General features: G+C 35.8%; 12 protein-coding genes. 2 read left to right on the forward strand and 10 right to left on the reverse strand.

All coding sequences use genetic code 11. The annotated features are described in order from the left end of the window. Nucleotides 1-842: 842 nt before the first annotated feature. The 9 genes from BUB77_RS21295 to BUB77_RS21335 form a co-directional block, all read right to left on the reverse strand. On the reverse strand, nt 843-4,436 hold the full coding sequence (locus BUB77_RS21295) for a type I restriction endonuclease subunit R (RefSeq protein ID WP_330392658.1): 3,594 nt from the start codon (nt 4,434-4,436) through the stop codon (nt 843-845). A gap of 3 nt (nt 4,437-4,439) precedes the next feature. Next, nucleotides 4,440-5,837, reverse strand: coding sequence for a restriction endonuclease subunit S (locus tag BUB77_RS29560; protein WP_073278978.1), 1,398 nt, complete (start codon nt 5,835-5,837; stop codon nt 4,440-4,442). Then, nucleotides 5,830-7,665, reverse strand: a complete 1,836-nt coding sequence (locus BUB77_RS21305) for a type I restriction-modification system subunit M (protein WP_073278979.1) — start codon at nt 7,663-7,665, stop codon at nt 5,830-5,832. The genes BUB77_RS29560 and BUB77_RS21305 overlap by 8 nt, the downstream gene beginning before the upstream one ends. Nucleotides 7,666-7,751: 86 nt before the next feature. Continuing rightward, nucleotides 7,752-7,967 carry a helix-turn-helix domain-containing protein gene (locus BUB77_RS21310; RefSeq protein WP_084124557.1) on the reverse strand — a complete coding sequence of 72 codons (216 nt, stop codon included), beginning with the start codon at nt 7,965-7,967 and terminating at the stop codon, nt 7,752-7,754. A gap of 271 nt (nt 7,968-8,238) precedes the next feature. Then, nucleotides 8,239-10,284 carry a relaxase/mobilization nuclease domain-containing protein gene (locus BUB77_RS21315; RefSeq protein ID WP_073278980.1) on the reverse strand — a complete coding sequence of 682 codons (2,046 nt, stop codon included), beginning with the start codon at nt 10,282-10,284 and terminating at the stop codon, nt 8,239-8,241. Continuing rightward, a complete protein-coding gene (locus BUB77_RS21320; RefSeq protein ID WP_073278982.1) occupies nt 10,275-10,622 on the reverse strand; it encodes a plasmid mobilization protein in 348 nt (115 codons plus the stop codon). The genes BUB77_RS21315 and BUB77_RS21320 overlap by 10 nt, the downstream gene beginning before the upstream one ends. Nucleotides 10,623-10,949: 327 nt before the next feature. After that, nucleotides 10,950-11,468 carry a hypothetical protein gene (locus BUB77_RS21325; protein ID WP_073278984.1) on the reverse strand — a complete coding sequence of 173 codons (519 nt, stop codon included), beginning with the start codon at nt 11,466-11,468 and terminating at the stop codon, nt 10,950-10,952. Continuing rightward, nucleotides 11,461-12,393 carry a ParM/StbA family protein gene (locus BUB77_RS21330; RefSeq protein WP_073278985.1) on the reverse strand — a complete coding sequence of 311 codons (933 nt, stop codon included), beginning with the start codon at nt 12,391-12,393 and terminating at the stop codon, nt 11,461-11,463. Before BUB77_RS21330 ends, BUB77_RS21325 begins: the two co-directional genes overlap by 8 nt. A gap of 158 nt (nt 12,394-12,551) precedes the next feature. Continuing rightward, a complete protein-coding gene (locus tag BUB77_RS21335) occupies nt 12,552-12,830 on the reverse strand; it encodes a hypothetical protein (protein ID WP_073278986.1) in 279 nt (92 codons plus the stop codon). 231 nt (nt 12,831-13,061) lie between these two features. On the opposite strand from BUB77_RS21335, the gene BUB77_RS21340 reads away from it, so the two are divergent. Continuing rightward, nucleotides 13,062-13,730, forward strand: coding sequence for a helix-turn-helix domain-containing protein (locus tag BUB77_RS21340; RefSeq protein ID WP_073278988.1), 669 nt, complete (start codon nt 13,062-13,064; stop codon nt 13,728-13,730). 182 nt (nt 13,731-13,912) lie between these two features. Beyond that, nucleotides 13,913-15,142, forward strand: coding sequence for a site-specific integrase (locus tag BUB77_RS21345; protein ID WP_073278989.1), 1,230 nt, complete (start codon nt 13,913-13,915; stop codon nt 15,140-15,142). A 177-nt stretch (nt 15,143-15,319) separates the two neighbouring features. On the opposite strand, the gene guaA is transcribed toward BUB77_RS21345, so the two are convergent. Continuing rightward, nucleotides 15,320-16,855, reverse strand: a complete 1,536-nt coding sequence (gene guaA / locus BUB77_RS21350) for a glutamine-hydrolyzing GMP synthase (protein WP_073278991.1) — start codon at nt 16,853-16,855, stop codon at nt 15,320-15,322. Nucleotides 16,856-16,961 lie beyond the last annotated feature (106 nt).

The following is a 16,961-nucleotide window of genomic DNA, read 5'->3' on the forward strand; positions in this document are numbered from 1 at the left end:
TTTCATTTAAGTTAGCTCTTTAAAACACATGCCATTACTTTACCTGAATCAACTTTCCCAATCGCTTAATTATCAAAAGAATATTAAGCAAAATAATTAAAAACAAATAATATGTTACAGTTGCAATAGTCATAGATACTATTGCACATAAAGATTTGATTGCAATCATTATCAGTCCCACTATCATTAAAAATATACAAAGACATATCGTAAAAATTATTGCATTATTCGTCTCTTCTAGTACCTTTTTTATTTTGCTTTTCTTTGTTTCTTCTAGATCTGAGTAATCTTTGCTAACTAGAATACTAAAAATTGCCCAAGAGCATCGAAACAAAAATACTTAAAATCACATTTATTCCTTCATAGAATAAGCGTCTGTCATATGTGATTTTACACTTTCTTGTTCCACCGCAAACATTTTCATTAACTTCTCATCATCGTCAAAATCTTTATAATTTTCAAAAAATCCTTTAAACATATCAATTACATTTGAATATGTAACATCTGTATTCGTATATGATTGATTCAAAAAATAAAGTTCATTTTCACCACGTGAGTATTTCTTTTTCAGGTAGACCTACATAACATTAATCCATAACTAATCACTTTTGTACCTCCTCAAAATACATTATCAAACCACCTTAATATTCTCCGCTATCCAATCCGCGTTATTCATACTTCATCAATACTTGATTAATAAAATCAACAATGTTTTACGATCTGATTTGAACTTCAATATTTTATATGACAGCTCCATATAGCAATACACATTGTTTATTTACCTCTATTTTTTTGTTGCCATAATTTTATTAAATCCTCCAATACGCCATTTTCTCACCGTATTATATGTTTTGTTCAATTTCTATCCATGATGAATATCTTTTTATAACATTATGTTTCTGCAACATATCTAATACTTGATTAATCCTTACTTCATCCAACTTACAGGCCCCTTCTTCCGAGAACTTGCATAAAGTATTTACTTCAGAGCAAATTTTATCATTTCTGTTTTTAATATAATCAATTAGCTCTACAATAGGAATTTCATTCTTATTGCCCTTTAATAATTTTAGGTATCCGTATATACACGCTTCCTCTGGTTCAATTTGGAATCCAAATTTACTAACATAATCTATAACATCCGATACTAATCCTAAGGGAGAAAATTTATTAATTAATAACACAATTAATTCAATTGCTTTTTTTCCCAAATTAATGCAATAATATTTTTTTTGAATAGGAACCATTAATCCTATGGTTCCCTCTGGGAAATGAGGAAACTCTGTTGATTCTTCTATACAGAATAACTTTTTATCAAATAATTCTTTGTTGTTTTCTAGAGTTTCCAACACTTTTTTTGCATTTTCGATTGAAAATCCATATCCCTGAATTTTTGCAATTGCGTCTTTTTCAGACAACCCTGATTTATATAAGTCATGTTCTTCTGCAACCATACTAACAGGTACTATATCCTTTGGATAATTCATCACCTTCGATTTTCCATTTTCATCATAAGTAAGATTAAATACCATATCTGACAGCCACTTTTTAAATGATGGATTGTCCTGAAACTGTTTAAAAAGTTCCATATTATCTGCCATAATTGAAAAAATCACTTGTTGTAAAGCTCTTTCACTCTCCATTCTGGCATTCTGTCTATCTGAATTCTTCATTGCATTCTGATATCTTTCATCCTTTGAAACCATATCAGGTATTTCAAGAATCTGGCGTCGAATATTATCCGCATCATTCCAATTAATGTTTCCAAACATATCATTAAAATCTGTCAGAATTAATGATAATAAATCAAGTTCTGGATTCACAATATGTCCTATTTTTCCCGATGGTACTGGCGGCACTTCTGAATCTTCATCTTCAAGTTTTATTGATATAGCCTCTCTAGCTTCAAGTCTATAACTATCAAGGTCAATTGTGTCTAATATTCCTTGTGATAAATCATCTTCTCTTGGTGATGGTAATTTAGGAATCAAAAGATTTAGAAAAATTGAAAGACGCTCCCAATCAGAGTTTCCATACGGTAATATCGCACCTAAAAAACCATACGTGCGAACAAAGGATTTTGCTGAACTCTTAAACTTGATTTGGTCTTCTGTATCAAGTTCTTTATATATAGCAGAAGATGCATCCAAAATTGGATCTAATTGATCACGCTCAGCCCCATTAAGATAAAGTTCAACTAAACGAGCTACATATTTATCAGAATATACCTGATATTCTTCCATAGTTGCTATAATATCATAGAGCTTATTAGGATCCGTTTCCCCTGATAGAATTGTAGTACGATAGTAATGTGAGAATGACTCTTCAATTACTGAAGCCTTATTTGCAAAATCCAATACAAAAGTATCATGTTTTTGCGGATGTGATCGATTCAAACGTGACAATGTTTGAACAGCTTTAATATCATAAAGCATTTTGTCAACATACATTGTATGTAACAATGGTTCATCAAACCCTGTTTGAAACATGTCTGCAACAAGCAAAATACGATACGGATCTTTTTTAAAGGCACTTGGGATTTTAGCATCTGGAAATCCATTCAGTGTCGCAGATGTTAAAGCAGGTTCCTGTCCTTGATACTTATGCTCACCGGAGAAAGCCACAATAACCTTAAATGGACTATTCCTATCTACGAGGCATTTATTTATTGCATAATAGTATTCAACACATCGTGGTATGCTAGCCGTAACAACCATCGCACGTGCCTTTCCTCCAATTTTACCCTTAGAGATAACTTGTTCATGAAAGTGTTCCACCATCATTTCTGCTTTTTGCAATATAGTATAACTATTGCTTTCTACAAATGAGCGCAGTTTCTTTTGTGCACGCTTTTTATCAAACATTGGATCATCATTAACTGTTTTCATCAATTTATAAAAGCTGTCAATTGGCGTATAGTATTTTAGCACATCAAGAATAAATCCCTCTTGGATAGCTTGTTTCATTGTATATACATGAAAGGGACAATGCTTTATTACACCACCATCCTCAAATGGTGTACCAAATGTTTCAAGTGTTTTATTTTTAGGTGTTGCGGTAAATGCAAAGTAGCTGGCATTATTTAGCAGCTTCCGTCCTTCCATCATTGCATTAATTTTATCTTCATTATCCATGTCTTCTTCAGAAGCTAAACCAGATAAAGCCAAATTCATCTGAGCGGAATTATGGCCATTCTGACCCGAGTGAGCCTCATCAATTATTACCGCAAAATTGTTTTCTTTATGTTCTGGACCCAATTCTGGCACTACATAAGGAAACTTTTCAATTGTAGTTACAATGATTCTTTTTCCAGCAGTAATTGCTTTTCTTAAATCTTCAGAATGTTCTGCCCATGCGACCGTATTTTGAACTTGCATAAACTGCTTGATTGTATCTCTTATCTGTTTATCTAATATTTTGCGATCAGTGACAACAAGTACCGAATCAATCAACGGGTGTCCATTTTTTTCCAAACCAATTAATTGATGTGCAAGCCATGCTATAGAATTTGACTTACCACTCCCTGCACTATGTTGAATCAAATATCTTTTTCCAATACCATTAGTATGTACATCAATTAATAGTTTTTCTACTACATCCAGCTGATGATAGCGTGGAAATACTTGCTTTATAGATTTCTTTTTTGTTTCAGGATCGACTTCTTCCACTACCTGTGCGTAGCTTTCAATAATCCTACTGAGCTTTATTTTTGTAAGAATATCCTTCCAGAGATAATCAGTCATAATACCATCCGGATTTGGTGGATTCCCGGTTCCAAAATTAAAGCCTTTATCAAATGGTAAAAACCAGCTAATCTTTCCGTCAAGTTTAGTACAAAACTTAATTCTGGCATCATCAACAGCAAAATGCACCATACAACGTTTAAATTGGAAAAGTAATTCTCTTGCATCTCGGTCTATTTTATATTGTTCTACAGCATCATCCACATTCTGCTTTGTAAGCTGATTCTTCAATTCAAATGTTATAACTGGTAGTCCATTAATAAATACACATAAATCCAGTGCAAGACGCGATGCATCTAATGAGTACATTAGTTGTCTTGTTACGCTGAAGATATTCTTTTCAAACATCTCTTTTGCCTTAGTATTGTTTTCAGACGGTGTAAGATAAAACATAATAAGGTCAGCAGGATATACTTTGATACCATTTCTTAAAACATCAATAATTCCACGCTTAGCCAGCTCTCCTTGAAGGCGATCAAGAAATTGTTTTTTCTTAATATCCGTCTTGAATACACCAAGCTTCTCCATCTCATCAGGCTGTGTTTCCTGTAAAAATCTTAATAAACGAGTTTCATCAATAGCATATTCTCTATTGTAATCTATATTTTCCCCTTGTTCAAAATCATTCTTCTCAACTAACCATTTTACAATTAATGATTCAAGACCATTTTCTCTAGTATTAGTTAATAGCATAGACTACACCTCCTCGATCTCCTCAATTTCTTCCTCTGCCTCTAAATCGACTTCGTCATCGGTAGAATCTACTTCAACATATTCACAATCCGGTATATCTATATTACTAACATCAATCTGCCCTGTGACAACATCTGAAATTATTCTATTCTTCATATCATGAAGTGCTTCAATTTGCTTACTATAATTATTTATCATTGCATCAGTTGCATCCACAATATTATCTATATAATCTGCAATTTCTTCTTGCTCCTGTATATCAGGAAATGCAATTAGTAAGTTTGCAACTTTGTCCCAGCTTCTAAAATCACTCGTATTTTGACGAACTCCATTAGATATTGCTTTAAACACCTTTGTATATGCCATCATTTTTAAATAGTAAACAACAAATCTCTTGCTCTGAGAGCAAGTACATACATGAACAACCGGTGTACACATTCCATCAAAATCAGAAATAGCAATAGCACCATGCCATGTATCCATTCCGTGAATCAATAAATCACCAATATTTACCCCTTGATAAATATCGTTTGAAGATGCTACTAGTCCAAGTTTTGAGTTTCCTCTTTTTTTTACTTCTCCACTATTTGAACAAATAAGCAATTCTGCATTCTCTGGCACTATTCTTTTTTCTTTCGTAAGTATATGCTGTAATTTTGTTTCTTTCCAAGAGACAGGCACCTTATCAAGCCAATACACTTCTGTTTTTCTCATCTCTGTTTTATGCAAACCATGCGTAACATAATAACTAATGCTCACCTCCTTATACTCCTTTAGAGCCTTAATTTCCCTATGTTTTGCAATTATTAACTTATTAATCAAGGACACCTGCCAGTTCAGATATTTTACTATTCTATCTTGTTCATCACGTGGTGGTACTGGAAGGTTAACGTTATTCAGATAATCCATCGATATTCTCATTCTAACTGTATTAAGCTTACCTGTGCTTGATTCATGCATTAGTATACCTTTACCAAGTCCCAGTAAACTTCTTTGAAAAGTCAATAATCTAAATATATAGTGGTAATACCAAATATTACATGACTCACTGTCTCTAGGATACAACGCATAATAAACTGGACTTATTGCTCCATCCCACTTCGACACACCTGCAGAACCTGCAACAACATTCATACAATTAACCAACAAATCATCTTTTCTAGCGATACTATATTTAGTCAAATCTTCTTTGGGTTTATTTCCACCAGCTCCTTCTTTTTGATTTAGGGGAATTACTCCCTGATTTGCTGTGAGTGATAATATAAAGTTTGTAACAATAGGATTGTTCTTCTCTTTTCGAATCTGCAAAATTCTTTTTAGTCGAATCATCTTCCAGTGAGATGGAATATTCTTTATCCATCTCTCATTGATATCCAAATAGTACTTATACTTATTATTCATTGCGTCCCCCAACAATATCTGACAAAATACCATCAGTTTCTTCTTCAATTGCATGTAATTCAGATATGATTTCTTCCATAGTGCGTAGCTTTATTGATTTATAGAAATACTTAGTAAAACTCATTTCATATCCTATTTGAATTTTTTTATCATCAACCCACGCAAATGGGGCATATGGGCGAACTTCATCGTCCATAAATCCTTCAATACCCCCAGCATAACTAAACGGTATTATTTCTGTATCTGATTTTTCTTTGTTTACAATCATCATTCCCTTTTTATCTTTTAAAGGTTCTCCATTCTCATTAAGTTGTGGTTGAAGAACCGTAACTTTCCAAAAACCAAACTCATCATTATTAAACACTTTACTAAATTCACTTTCTTCCATTGACATATATATGCGAATAATTTCTGCTTGCAAGTCTGGAGTTAGTTCACAATTCTTTTTACCCATGTTTTTCTTTAATTGAGATTTCATTGATGTAGCATCTATTAACTGTATTTTCCCTTTTCGTCTATCTTCTTTCTTATTTGTTAATATCCAAATGTAAGTCCCAAGACTTGTATTATAGAACATACTTTCTGGCAAAGCTATTACAGCTTCAACTAAGTCACTTTCAATTAAAAATCGTCTCGCATTACCCTCACCACTTCCAGCATCTCCACTAAATAATGAAGACGCATTATGCACTTCTACAATTCTACTTCCTAATGCTGTATCTTTTTTCATTTTTGCAACGTTATTAAGCAGAAATAACAACTGACCATCGCTTGTTTTAGGTAACATTGAAAACTGTGTACCATCTTGCAAAAATGTATTAAATCTACTATCAAGAATATCCTTTTTCCCACCCATTTTTTCCGCATCAGTCTTCCAACTCTTTCCATACGGTGGGTTCGAAAGCATAAAATCAAATTGTCTTGTAGCATTCCCATCGGCTGAAAGAGTCGAACCATAACTAATATGCTCAGCCTGTTCACCATCTCCTTTTAATAACATATCTGCTTTACAAATAGCAAATGTTTCTGGTTGAACTTCTTGACCAAATAAATGGATTGATACTTTTTTATTTGTATCTTCCGCTAGTTCCAACAATCTATCTTGCGCAACTGTAAGCATTCCTCCTGTTCCACAAGCCCCATCATAACATGAATATGTCGCATCTTTAATTTTGTCTCTAATTGGTTCAAAAGCCAAGTCTGCCATCAATTCAACAACATCACGTGGTGTCCAGTGTTCTCCTGCTTCTTCGTTATTATCTTCATTAAATTTGCGGATAAGTTCCTCAAATACAGTTCCCATTCCATGATTATCAAGAGCAGGTAATCGAATATCTTTTTTACTATCATCTTTATAAATGGTTTTGGGGCTCAAATTAATATCTGGAGAAATAAATTTTTCAATAACCGCTCCGAGAATATCTGCGTCAATCATTGTCTGTATCTGATTACGAAATTTAAACTTTTCTAAAATTTCCTGTACATTTGGTGAAAAACCATCTAAATATTCTTCAAAATCCGCTTTCAAAGTCTGTTTTTTTGCACGGCTTGTTAAATCCCTTAATAAGAAAGGGGATGAATTACAAAAAGCCTGTCCTGCAGTATTGCATAACGCAGGCCATTGATTTGATATTCCTGCTAAATCCATCTTATTCTTCATATTAAGAACTTCATCTTTTGTATCCTCCAACATAGTATCTAATCTACGAATTACTGTCATTGGGAGAATTACATCACGATATTTTCCTCTTACATATACATCACGTAAACAGTCATCTGCTATTCCCCATATAAAACTTACTATTGTATTGTGTGCTTGATTATCCATATTTTACCTAGCCTTTCATTCGTTATGATAGTAATATACTTCCACGTTAATTCAATCTTCATAATATTTTTTTATGTGTCCTTTTTTCAGGACTCAATCTTCACAATATCATCAAATCCACACTTCAATTCAATACATATCCTTGCAAGAACATCTAATGATACTTGTTGGTCGTTATTCATTTTTGTAAATGTACTGGGCGCAATCTTTGTATTTTTACGCAACTCAGTCTTTGATATTTCTCTGTCTATAAGCAATTTCCATAATGGTTTGTACGTTATTTTTATTTGCTTATCTGTCATATTTTCTTATCCTCCACTTGCGATAAACGACTTTTTAATATACAGTATCTATTATACTAAAGTGATTTCTTTTTTACAAACGTTATTTTTGAGTTCTCGAAATGTCAGTCAATTCTTTTTTCTATTAGAGCCCATGGTTTCAACATATCAAAACGTATTTTTTAATATTACAAGAATTCACTCTTGCACAGGTATTTAATACAATATTGCAATATGCCTTTATGATAAAAAAAAAGCTAGCCAACACAAACTTGTATCAGCCAGCCCTCTCTTATCTCCTCCAATCCTTTTTATCTTTTTTCTTATCCGTCATGCTTTCTTTATAGACCTTATCGAATTCATTATAGACCTCCATCAAATCCTTCTGTATTCCAAGCTTTTCAAGAACCCCACGATAAACCTTAACACCGACCTTATAATCCAGATCCTCCAGATGAAAGATCATTGCTCTTATATCCGCACTTGCTTGCTGGAACAATTCTGGTTTCATGCCCATTGCATCGCATAGATACATAGATTTCTCAACTTCTCTCTCAACCAATTTCTGTTCCTGCATTTTATCCCAGCATTCAGATATTGCAACAAATTCATCATATGCTTCACTAAATCCTATGTTGCTTCCAATCTCCGTTAAATAATCCATGAAATACTGAAATGCCTTATCGCCAGTAATTCTTTCAAATGGAAATCTTTCTGCTTTTTCTTGCAAAGACAATCTTTGATATTCAGCTAAAACCTTAGGAAGTTCCACACGTTCTAAGTCATTGCTCTGTTGCACACCCACTAGAATTTCATCAACATCAGAAGCTATCATCTCACCTTCAACCATATCTGATGATTCTATTACCAAATCAGTTGCTAGTTCAATTGGAGGTTCGGGAACTATTATCATTGGCTCATCTTCCATCACAAATTCAGTCATCGCTTCCACTTGCGGTACCACTATCAGTTTTGCTTCGTCTGATACAGCTACTTCATCCACCACCACAGCAACTTCCTTAAACGGATTTTCCGGAACTTCTACATCATAGATATCAGTAAGCTCTTCCATTTCATCAACTGGAAACATTCTATCCAATGCTTCTGCCGCACGTGATATTTCTTTCGAACAGCATCTTTCCGCAATCTTGATTTGCTCCTTAATTTTCCCCTTTCGTTCCTTCAATGCTTCTAACTTGCATCTATAAGCAGGCTCACTATCTCGAAATAATTGAAAATCTTCAGAATTTTTGCATTTTCGTTTTTCTATACCACGCTCAGAATACAACTGCTTTTGTTCTGTCTCTACATCCTGCAAATCGTTCCGAAGCTTATTTGACAAGTCTATTAAATCGGGTAAAGAATGCACATCATGATTTACAATCATAAGATACTCTTCTTGTAGCAAATGCATTTGCTTAATCGCTTCATAATAATGTGCCGACTTATAATGAAAACGCTTTTTCTCTATCAGACGCAAGCGATACAGTCTCGCATAATATTTCTTCTGAAATTTTGACAGCTTCGCCCGTTTCACATAAATCGGATTAAAGGTATACACTTTCGGTCTGGCATTACTACTATCTCCATAACGGATAAGAGCATTGATATTTTCTCTTGAAAAGTCTTCTGATATCGTATCAATTCGCTTAAATCGTTTCATTCCTGGAGCTTTCACTGCGATGTGCTTTCCTTCCTTCACTTCATACCCAAGCCTGGATAACAGGTAAATAAAATGACGTTCATCTTCTGCCAGTAATGCACAATAGCTCACATCATCTTTTATCAGTGTTGTATAGGAATTCTCCCTTTCCCATTCTGGTCTGGACATGTTTTTTGGATCTTTACTATATTCCGCAGGCATAATATCCAATCCGTATTCTTCACAAAGTCGATTGGTAATTGGTTGTATAATTGCTTTCCAATCTCCATTATGATATTGAAACTTGTAACCATTGACAATATTTACGCTGTTGAGCACAATATGTGCGTGTAGATGTTCTCTATCTGTATGAACCGCCACAACAGCCTCATATTCATTGTGTAGCAGCTCTTCAGCAAACCGCATTGCAATATCATACATCTGCTCTGGTGTTCCTTCCCCTGGTCTTAAAGAAATCACAAGGTGATATCCTTGTCTGCCTCCAGTCTTTTGAAACATCTTTTTTGTTGCTTTCATCATTTCATATGCCTTTTCGGGCAGGCAGTTAATACCGCCTACCAGATTAGCATCTCCAAGTTTTTCAGGCTTTAAGATATAATTAATAGCTTGTTTCAGATGAACATCAATCTGACGATTTTTGCTCGCCTTCATATGCATGACTTTGGTTATTGCCATTTGTTCAATACCTCCATCAACAGATTATAAATATCCTTCATATAATCTTTTATCTGCATAATTTTGTACTCACTCACCGTTTGACTAGCGTTTGCTACATGTGCGATTTGGTTCACATTATTTCCAACCTTTGAAATCTGATTCACCAGATCTCTCCTGTCCAGCATAAGTGTCGTGTCCACTTTACCACCATACAAAACTAATTCTCTGAGATATTCGCTGGGTGTCAGTCCATTCTCTTTGGCCGCTTGCATGATTCGTTCCCTTTCCGTATCCGATAATCGAACCGTAAAGTTTTTTCGTGGATCTATCATTTGTTTCTTTCTTCCGATAAGCATCTCCTCCTTCTTTTATCTGTCTTATGGAAATGTTCCAAAAGCCTATTTAAGCACCTTCTGAAACTGTTACGATTGCTTTTTGCCAGATTCGTAAAACGCAGGGCGTTTAACAAAGTCTGGTTAGGGGGATAGTATCCCCCTAAGACCCCTGATATATGGTAAGTACAGAATGTGATAAACCCATCTGTACTTATTACAAGTTGTATCACAGCCACTGGGTCTGTTATTACAAATTGAGATATGGATTTGCGGATGTAATACAGTTTGTATCACTGCTTTTCATCCACAAATCCAGATATTTATAACAATTCCAAGCAGCTACATCCATTAAAAACTATCCAAAAAACTGAGTGCTGAAGTGGGAAGTTCATTATCTACATCCACTTTTGGCAAAACTCCCATTTTCGGAACTTCTGCTTCTTCGGGAATTACTGCGCTTTTCTGCTCTGCTGATGTTACTACTGCCTGCGTTCCCACAGAAATCCCACCAGCCACCACTGCCTTAAGAACTTCGTTCACTGCTTTTGATACTGCAAGCTCTACTGCTTTTTCAAGCGATTCCATAATGACTTCCGATTCTCTTTGAACAATCACTTTGATTTCATACTGGACTGACTGAACAAAATCTCTCCGCAATAATTCCAACCGTTTTTTCTCATCATCAAAATTAAGTTCTTCTCTGGCATATTTAGCCAAAACCCATTTGATAAACTTGCTTCTATCTCCAAAGAGGCTTTTTCGCGGTTCTTCTTCCATGGATAGTAACAAACCCCAGACCAGAGAATCTTCATCATGATTAAGATTCAGGCGAAAAGGAACGGTTTGAGACATATCTTTATTACTCATGCAACCACCTGTACACTTTCTGTAATGCCAGATATTCATAACCAATAGCATTTGCCTTTACGTCTTCCTGATAGCAGATGTTTGCTCCTCTGATTCGTCCAAAGAGTTTCATAACAGTAGCCCCACCGCCAACATATACAATCGGTGTGAGTTCTGGATCGAACCCATTTTCTTTCAACTGAGCTTCTACATTTTCAGCAAAGATATAAAGTTGATCCTGCACAATTTCCGTAATTTCTTTCGGAAGATTGGATGTTCCAGTCATCATCACATCCTGAATATCACTTTCGTCTAGGTAACGGTTTTTCCTCCGAAATACTGCCTTATTGACATTTGCCATGCAATTGATTAATGCTTCTGGAATCGTGATACACTCTCGCTCCACTGGAACATAATTCTTGTTGTGTATTATATCAATGGTCTTGGAACCAATATCTACAATAAGCTGATTTGGTGCCAGCTTACCTAAAATATTTGCTACCGCAGCATAACACTGTGGATATAGTAGAACTTCTTCAATTTCTATGAAATAGGTTTTCCCTTCATATACAAAGGTTACAACTCCTCGTTTCAGATAATTGCTAAAGCTAACTTTCTCTTCTCCAAATCTGGTAAACGGAAGTCCTGCAGCAACTACTACCCTTACCTCATCTTCACCAGACAATCCATAATATTCGATTTCCTTAGCAATTGCTGCATATGTTAGTAGCAGATAATCTTCATCTTCTATTTTGGTGTCTTTCATCGGAAGTCTGCCTTCTCCAATTTTATAAAAAGTGTCTTTGCACTCCATTGTCTTTGCTTCCAATGTTGCTTCTGTGCCAATTTCTTCAACCCCATTGTCAAAAATAAAATGTGGTGTCTTGATTGTTGAAAATCCATGGTCAATGGCACATAATAAAATGTTTTGTTCTTTAAAATACATAAATCGTCCTCCTGCCGTTACGGCTTCATCATAATAAATGTTTCAAGTTGCAAATTGAGCCAAACATATTTTCTGATTGCAACAGCCAGAGCACTCAGCTATACTGTATTTGCGAGATACAAGTAGCAGGCTTTGGCTTGTTACAATCAAGTCCTTTCCTAATCGGTAAGGGCTTTTTCTTTTGTCTGGTAATTACTTTCTTCGTCTACCACCAGCTGTTTTTTTTCTAAATCCTCAGCTGGATTGTAGTAGTCTGCATATCCGTAAATCTTCTGTTCAAAGTACTTACGAGGGCATCTGCCACGAATGGTTAGAAATCCTTTGGCGGCAAGCTCTCTGTTATAAGATTTAATAATCGCATATGCCTTTGTTTTCCCAATGCTTAGTACTTCACGTACTTCTTCTACATCAATAAATGCTTCTTTACTACCTACCATAAAACTCCTCCTTCTTCTATAATAGAATTTAAAATACGTACTTTCATTTCAAAATCCAATTTAATACGCATTTATATTTCGTGTTATTATAATATTATCTTTTTCACGTACTGTCAATAGATATTTTCAAAAACATGTACTTGTAATTCGTGTTTTGTTATGTTATAGTTTACACATAGTACATATTTCATGTACTTTAAATACGGTTTTATGAAAGGTAAGGTGATAGAAATGTCTTCTGACGCTTACAAAATGCAACATTTTTCTGCCACAGATATAGGCAAATGCATACAAGCAGCACGTAAGGATAAAAAGGTCAGTCAAAAAGAACTCGCTGACAGATTAAATAAATCGGAACGAACGATTCAAAAATATGAGGCTGGCGAAATTGATTTTTCTGTTTCTACAATAAAAGAAATTGCTAATGAACTCGATATTCCCTGGCAAGAACTACTAGGTATTGAGACTCCTACTATTTCTCTTGTAGATAGAAATGATCCTGATCGTTACTATAAATTCGATACATTAGGTGATGTGATCAATGCACTATTTGAAATCACTAAAATCAAAGACTTATCCTTTGGTATTTCTAATACGAAACCACCAGAAGATCCAAATTGGACTTCTTCTCTGACTGTTGATGGCAAGGCAGATGCAAAATACAATACTGATTTATGTTTATTCATGGAAAATTGGATGAATAAATTGAAGCTTGTTCAATCTCAAAGGATGACAGAAGAAAATTTCTCCGATTGGAAAAAAGAAATGATCGCATATTATTCCGACAGTTATTTTTCAAATATGTCAGCTCAGATTATGAAAGAGAAACGAGAACGAGAAGGCAAAAAAGATATTTCTATGAAAAAAATTCACATAGTAAAAGTGGATAATGAGAATTAAGATTTCAACAAAAAAATAGCTCCAGTGCGCTAACACCAGAGCTGAAGTGATCTAACCTAAACGGCAATTATAATCACCCTAGACAAGTAGATTATATCATAGCCTTTAGATAAATGCATTGCAAAACTGATGTTCTATCAGTCTGCAAGCGATAACACAATTAGATAAAGGAGATGATTTTTATGCCAGCTTACAAAGATGACAAAACTGGTAAATGGTACACCAAATTCTATTACAAGGACTGGCAAGGCGTCAACAGACAAAAGTGGAAACGAGGCTTCGCCACAAAAAAGGAAGCACTTGCATTCGAACGAGACTTTCTGGAAAAGCAATCCACCAATCCTGATATGACCTTCCAAGCTCTATATGAGATTTATATAGAAGATATGTCAGGCAGGCTAAAAGAAAGCAGTATCCAGCACAAGAAGAATATTTACGAGACAAAGATTCTTCCCTACTTTGGCAAAATGCCAATCAATGAGATTAAAGCTACGGACATTCGAAGATGGCAGACGCAGATTATGCGAGACTCTCACGAGTACAAAGACACTTATCTTAAGTCTATCAATAATCAGCTTAGCTGCATTATGAATTATGCTAAACGCTTTTATGACCTTAACACTGATCCTTGTGGCAAAGCAGGAAGCATGGGAAAGAGCAATGCCGAAGAAATGGAATTCTGGACACTGGATGAATTTCTTGCTTTTCGAGACGCAATCAAAGACAAACCTGTATCCTATATGTGTTTTGAAATTCTCTACTGGACAGGTATTCGAGAAGGTGAACTATTAGCTCTTACTGCGGAAGATATTAACCTTACTGAAAAGAGCATTCGTATCAACAAGACCTACTCTCGTAGCAAAGGAAAAGATGTTATTACTACTCCAAAGACCAAGAAAAGCAAACGTACTGTTCCTATTCCAGACTTTCTATTTCAGGAAGTAAAGGATTATATGGATAGACAGTATATGCTTGATCCTAAGAGCAGATTATTTCCTTTTACTAAATCATTTCTTGCACATGAAATGAAACGTGGTTCCAATGCTTCTGGTGTAAAGAAAATACGAATTCATGACGTAAGGCACTCACACGCTTCCCTTCTTATAAATGAGGGCTACGATGCACTTGTGATTGCTAACAGACTTGGGCATGAGAAAGTATCCACAACGCTGAACACTTACTCGCACATGTTTCCACACAAACAGAAAGAATTGGTTGATAATCTTCAAAATCTAGGTGAAAAAGCAATTCCTACCCCGGCTTCACCAGATGATATCTTTTCATTAGATATTTTTGAAGATACCGTGGAAGAAACAGTTACAGCTAATTTTCCACCAACACCAGTTGGTCCTGTTCCAAAAGAAAAGGTACCTGGAAAGGTAATCCAAATGCCAATTCGAAACATTGTATAATATCAACTTTAATATCAGCCATACAATAAAAGCATGCGCTGTATTGTCACTAAATTCTACTATAAGCCACATGAGAACTAAGAAAAAGGATAGTTGCGGTTAGTAGCAAAGTAGTAGCAGAAACAAAAGAAAAGTCCGGGAACGCCCTATTTATAAGGCTTCCCAGACTCGTTGCTGCTATTCAAACTCTATCGTAGCCGGTGGCTTCCCCGTGCAGTCATAGAGTACTCTGTTTACATGTTTCACTTCATTTACAATCCTTGAAGACACTTTACCAAGTACTTCCCAAGGTAATTCGGCTGCTTCCGCAGTCATAAAATCCGTAGTAGTAACAGCTCTTAATGCTACTGCATAGTCATAGGTTCTCTCATCACCCATTACACCAACGGAGCGCATATTAGTTAGAGCTGCAAAGTACTGTCCTACGCTTCTGTCAAGGCCTGCATTGGCAATCTCCTCACGGTAGATGGCATCAGCTTCCTGTATTATCTTTACCTTTTCTTCGGTCACATCTCCGATAATACGGATGGCAAGACCAGGGCCGGGGAAAGGCTGTCTGAAGACAAGTTTTTCCGGAATTCCAAGTTCAAGACCGGCTTTTCGTACTTCGTCCTTGAATAAGTCTCTTAAGGGCTCGATGATTTCCTTAAAATCAACATAGTCAGGAAGTCCGCCTACATTGTGGTGGCTCTTGATTACGGCTGATTTTCCTAAGCCGCTTTCGATAACATCCGGGTAAATGGTTCCCTGTACCAGGTACTCTACGGTTCCGATTTTCTTGGCTTCCTCTTCAAATACACGGATGAATTCTTCCCCGATAATCTTTCTCTTTGCTTCCGGTTCGGATACACCGGCTAATTTATCATAGAATCTCTGCTGAACATTTACTCTTACGAAATTAACGTCAAATTGCTCGGTAAATATCTTCTCGACCTCGTCTCCTTCATTCTTACGAAGCAAACCATGGTCTACGAAGATACAGGTTAACTGCTTTCCAACGGCTTTGCTTATCATAACCGCAGCAACGGAGGAATCTACACCGCCGGATAAGGCACAGAGGACTTTCTTATCACCGATCTTCTCTTTTAATTTCTTAATGGACTGTTCGGTAAAGGAATCCATCTTCCAATCTCCAGAGCAGCCGCATACTTCGTATAGGAAGTTATGAAGCATCTTTGTGCCTTCCTGGGTATGAACTACCTCCGGATGGAACTGTACTCCATAAAGCTTTTTCGCAGGCATTTCCAGTCCTGCTGCCGGACAGGAGGCAGAGGTGGCTGTTATTTCAAAGCCTTCCGGAAGTTTTTCTACGTAATCGGTATGGCTCATCCAGCAGACGGAGGTTTCGGTAACACCTTTAAATAATAAGGACTTTCCATTGACTGTTACTTCTGTTTTTCCATATTCTCTAACTGTTGCGCTGGTTACCTTACCGCCTAACAGGTGAGTCATTAACTGGCAGCCATAACAGATACCAAGTACCGGTATTCCAAGCTCAAAGATTTCTTTCTCACAGTGAGGTGCATCCTCTGCATAAACACTGGCAGGACCTCCTGTAAAGATGATACCCTTGGGTGCTATTTCCTTAATTTTTTCTATACTTGTATTGTAGGGCAATACTTCACAGTAAACATTACATTCTCTGACTCTTCTTGCAATGAGCTGATTATACTGTCCGCCAAAATCAAGGACAATTACCATTTCCTTATCCACTGGTTTTTCCTCCTAATACGATTTCCATTTTTTCTTCTCAAAAGTTACCATTCATGTCCGGCTGTGTTTCTTACACATATGCCAGTCCAAAATATTTTACTATTAT

Origin of the sequence: Anaerocolumna jejuensis DSM 15929, from assembly GCF_900142215.1 — a bacterium.
In the GTDB taxonomy this organism is placed as follows: Bacteria; Bacillota; Clostridia; order Lachnospirales; family Lachnospiraceae; genus Anaerocolumna; species Anaerocolumna jejuensis.

What these genes read in the sequence shown, in the direction of transcription:
- BUB77_RS21330 (WP_073278985.1), bottom strand. Translation starts at nt 12,393, where the DNA reads ATGTATTTTAAAGAACAAAACATTTTATTATGTGCCATTGACCATGGA.
- BUB77_RS21310 (WP_084124557.1), bottom strand. Translation starts at nt 7,967, where the DNA reads ATGACAGATAAGCAAATAAAAATAACGTACAAACCATTATGGAAATTG.
- BUB77_RS21305 (WP_073278979.1), bottom strand. Translation starts at nt 7,665, where the DNA reads ATGGATAATCAAGCACACAATACAATAGTAAGTTTTATATGGGGAATA.
- BUB77_RS21315 (WP_073278980.1), bottom strand. Translation starts at nt 10,284, where the DNA reads ATGGCAATAACCAAAGTCATGCATATGAAGGCGAGCAAAAATCGTCAG.
- BUB77_RS29560 (WP_073278978.1), bottom strand. Translation starts at nt 5,837, where the DNA reads ATGAATAATAAGTATAAGTACTATTTGGATATCAATGAGAGATGGATA.
- BUB77_RS21295 (WP_330392658.1), bottom strand. Translation starts at nt 4,436, where the DNA reads ATGCTATTAACTAATACTAGAGAAAATGGTCTTGAATCATTAATTGTA.
- BUB77_RS21335 (WP_073278986.1), bottom strand. Translation starts at nt 12,830, where the DNA reads ATGGTAGGTAGTAAAGAAGCATTTATTGATGTAGAAGAAGTACGTGAA.
- BUB77_RS21345 (WP_073278989.1), top strand. Translation starts at nt 13,913, where the DNA reads ATGCCAGCTTACAAAGATGACAAAACTGGTAAATGGTACACCAAATTC.
- BUB77_RS21340 (WP_073278988.1), top strand. Translation starts at nt 13,062, where the DNA reads ATGTCTTCTGACGCTTACAAAATGCAACATTTTTCTGCCACAGATATA.
- BUB77_RS21320 (WP_073278982.1), bottom strand. Translation starts at nt 10,622, where the DNA reads ATGCTTATCGGAAGAAAGAAACAAATGATAGATCCACGAAAAAACTTT.
- BUB77_RS21325 (WP_073278984.1), bottom strand. Translation starts at nt 11,468, where the DNA reads ATGAGTAATAAAGATATGTCTCAAACCGTTCCTTTTCGCCTGAATCTT.